Origin of the sequence: Lyngbya sp. CCY1209 (assembly GCF_035615495.1) — a bacterium.
Classification (GTDB): Bacteria; Cyanobacteriota; Cyanobacteriia; order Cyanobacteriales; family Microcoleaceae; genus Limnospira.
In genome coordinates this window covers 1-3,078 of sequence record NZ_JAJENU010000003.1, presented here as the reverse complement: position 1 = coordinate 3,078, position 3,078 = coordinate 1, and the positions used below count along the sequence as shown (strand labels likewise).

At 57.1% G+C, this 3,078-nt stretch carries 4 protein-coding genes; 2 read left to right on the top strand and 2 right to left on the bottom strand.

Annotation, left to right across the window (positions count from 1 at the left end; all coding sequences use genetic code 11):
- Nucleotides 1-174 precede the first annotated feature (174 nt).
- Nucleotides 175-1,059: a 4-hydroxybenzoate solanesyltransferase gene (locus LKE08_RS00030; RefSeq protein ID WP_324702152.1), complete on the top strand. Its 885-nt coding sequence runs from the start codon at nt 175-177 to the stop codon at nt 1,057-1,059.
- Between the two features lie 150 nt (nt 1,060-1,209).
- Here the strand turns inward: LKE08_RS00030 and LKE08_RS00025 are convergent, their stop codons facing one another.
- Nucleotides 1,210-1,371 carry a hypothetical protein gene (locus tag LKE08_RS00025; RefSeq protein ID WP_324702151.1) on the bottom strand — a complete coding sequence of 54 codons (162 nt, stop codon included), beginning with the start codon at nt 1,369-1,371 and terminating at the stop codon, nt 1,210-1,212.
- A gap of 183 nt (nt 1,372-1,554) precedes the next feature.
- On the opposite strand from LKE08_RS00025, the gene LKE08_RS00020 reads away from it, so the two are divergent.
- Entirely contained in the window at nt 1,555-2,115 is a 561-nt protein-coding gene (locus tag LKE08_RS00020) for a GNAT family N-acetyltransferase (protein WP_324702150.1), read from the top strand.
- On the opposite strand, the gene LKE08_RS00015 is transcribed toward LKE08_RS00020, so the two are convergent.
- The gene (locus tag LKE08_RS00015) at nt 2,005-2,976 is read right to left on the bottom strand and encodes a HAMP domain-containing sensor histidine kinase (RefSeq protein ID WP_324702153.1); all 972 of its coding nucleotides are present in this window, start codon (nt 2,974-2,976) and stop codon (nt 2,005-2,007) included. The genes LKE08_RS00020 and LKE08_RS00015 overlap by 111 nt on opposite strands.
- Nucleotides 2,977-3,078 lie beyond the last annotated feature (102 nt).

Here is a 3,078-nt window from a genome sequence, read left to right as displayed (position 1 = left end):
AATTCCCTCGACATCAGGGTTTAAAGGTTTGTCCCTCTGAGGAAACTGTAAACAGACGAGCGCGCACTGCTATATCAAGGAAAGTATTGTCGTCAATGGCGGGAAAATCGCTACAATTTGTATTGATTTTGGGAGAAACGTTCTCTCGGGAGCAAAAATCTAAACTGAAGCGACATGGTAAGTGAATCGAATCGACCGGAACCCACCTGGCTGAGAGTGATCCGCCTGCTGCGGTGGGACAAACCCGCCGGACGCCTGATTTTGATGATCCCGGCGTTGTGGGCGATCGTTTTGGCGACGGGGGGGACGCCGCCGCTGACGCTGATTTTGATTGTCGTGTTCGGGACGTTGGCGACGAGTGCGGCGGGGTGCGTGGTGAATGATCTCTGGGATCGGGATATCGATCCGGAGGTGGAACGGACTCGCGATCGCCCCCTGGCGTCCAAGGCGTTAACGATTCAAACGGGAATCGGGGTGGCGATCGTCGCGTTTGCCTGTGCGGGGGGACTGGCCCTGTATCTCAATCCCCTGAGTTTCTGGCTGTGCGTGGCCGCCGTCCCGGTGATTATCTGCTACCCCCTGGCGAAGCGGGTGTTTCCGGTCCCGCAGTTGGTATTGTCGATCGCCTGGGGATTTGCGGTATTAATTAGCTGGAGTGCGGCGACGGCGGATTTGCAGCCGGCGACGTGGCTGCTGTGGGGGGCAACGGTGTTGTGGACCCTGGGATTTGATACGGTTTATGCGATGAGCGATCGCGAGGACGATCGCCAGTTGGGGATCAACTCCAGCGCCCTATTTTTCGGGGATTTCGCGGCCGAGGCGGTGGGCGTCTTTTTCCTGGGGACGGCGGGGTTGATGTTCGCCCTGGACTGGCAACTGCACCTGCACCCGGTATCCTGGATCGCGTTGGCGGTGGCGGTGGTTCTGTGGGGATATCAGTATTGGCAATTGCGACAACCGGACCTCCCCCGCCCGGTTTACGGTAAGATTTTCCGCGATAATGTGGCGATCGGCTGGGTGCTGTTGGCCGGGATGATCGGCGGATCGCTGTTGTCTTAGGGAGTCGGGTGTCTTAGGGAGTCGGGAGTCGGGAGTCGGGAGTCGGGGGGGAGGGCGCGAGGCTTGCGCCCCTACACCGGAATCATTGTCGATTTTCTACTGTTTTGATGGGATCGATTTATTGATGCCTATTCAATCGGGTCTTCAAATCTAAAATTTTTGCGATCGCTTTCGATCGGGATCGGAAAAAAGACCGATCGCCCCAGATTGATACAGGTCGGCGATCGCCCGATTTGACAGGCGGAATGGGAGGGGCGATCGTCGGATTTGGGGCGGTGGTGACGGCGATTTTATGTCGGTGTTTGATGACATTCTCTTTAGGTGTTTCGGGGAGAATTTGATAGAGTAGTTTCCACGAGTTAGCCGGGGAGAATGCGGGATTGGCGAAAATTGCGATCGCGACGATTTTTTGTCATTAAACACGGATGCGATCGCCCTCCGTTTTTCTCAATTTTCCTGACCAATTCGTGCTTAATGAGTGGCTAAGTCTGAACGATGAATTCGACACTGAGAGACGATCGCTACATTCAGTTCAGTTGCGATCGCGCCCATATCGACCTCCGGCAAATTTTGGATTTATTTCAAACAGCCGCATTTTGGGCCCGCGATCGCCGGTTGGAAGACTTGGAAATTGCGATCGCCAACAGCGATCCTGTCGTCACCGTTTGGGATGGAAATCACACCGTCGGTTTTGCCCGCGCCACCTCGGACGGGGTGTATCGGGCGACGATTTGGGATGTGGTCATCCACCCGGATTATCAAGGGGGAGGACTGGGGAGAAAATTAGTTCAAACCGTCCTCGGCCATCCGAAATTGTGCCGGGTCGAACGGGTGTATTTGATGACCAGCCGGCAACAAAAATTCTACGAGCGGATCGGGTTTGAATACAACCCCACCACCACATTTGTCCTCTCCCAATCCGAGCCCGTGCCGCTGTTTTCTCACCTAGAATTTTGTGGCGAGGGGGACGGAACATTGGGTACGGGTGAAGTCGCTGAGTTCCGCGTCGGAGGGGACTGCCAGGACTTCCAGGCGTCCGTTCATCAACGCCAGTAGGGTTTGATTGATCAGCAGCCGCATTCCGGGGGAGAGGGCCAAATTTTCGGGGTCCAGCAGTTGCGGATCTTTAGCCTCCAGGGTGGATTGCAGCAGGTCCCAGGATTCGCTCCAGGCCCCCACGGGCCGCTGGTCGTCGATCCAGATGTGGACGTAGCCGGATTCCGGGGAGGGGTGGGCCGACATCCGCACCTTCCCCTCGTCCATCCCGGCGATCGCGGCATCGACGAGACTGAGCAAAACCTGCTTCAGGCGGGGGCGATCGGCGATCGCGTACAGGGTCGGCTCCGGGGCGGCGATGGAAAGCCGGATGCTGCGGTTGGCGGCTTGCAGGTGGGTGAGTTGGTGGATTTCTTCAAAAATCGGGGCGAGTTGCACGGGTTGCGGGTTCATGCGTTCCGTCCCGTATTCGGTTTTGGCGACGTGCAGCACTTCATCGAGCAACCCCACCATGCGGAGGGTGGCGTCGTGGGCCTGTTGGATGAACTCCCGCTCCTCCTCGGGACTCTCGCACAGGTCGGCCAGGATCAACTGTAGCAGACCGATCATGCTGTTGAGGGGCGATCGCAGTTCGTGGGATGTCCGGGCCAAAAACCCCGCCTTGAACTGCTCCATTTCCGCCGCCATCTGATAAGCCAGCCGCATCTGTTGCAGTTGTTCGGATAGGGTTTCGATTTGCGGATGGATCATTTCCGACAAGTGCGGAAACTCGGTTTCGGCGGGGCGGATTCGCGATGATTCACCGCCACGGTTGGTTTTGCCGATGGACTTCGCCCCATTGCGGTGTCCGAGTCCCCAGCGGTTCGCACCCCAACCCAAGCCTAACCCCACGCCCAAATATAGAAATTCACTCCAGCCCATCAGCGTGTCACGAGTAACGGCAATCATTAGGGGTCGAGAGAGATGTTACCATCTCCCCCTCCCATTCAGAACCGTGCATGAGACTTTCACCTCACACGGCTC

Excerpts from the sequence above, each read along its gene's own strand:
- LKE08_RS00030 (WP_324702152.1), top strand. The coding sequence starts at position 175 with ATGGTAAGTGAATCGAATCGACCGGAACCCACCTGGCTGAGAGTGATC.
- LKE08_RS00025 (WP_324702151.1), bottom strand. The coding sequence starts at position 1,371 with ATGTCATCAAACACCGACATAAAATCGCCGTCACCACCGCCCCAAATC.
- LKE08_RS00020 (WP_324702150.1), top strand. The coding sequence starts at position 1,555 with ATGAATTCGACACTGAGAGACGATCGCTACATTCAGTTCAGTTGCGAT.
- LKE08_RS00015 (WP_324702153.1), bottom strand. The coding sequence starts at position 2,976 with ATGGGCTGGAGTGAATTTCTATATTTGGGCGTGGGGTTAGGCTTGGGT.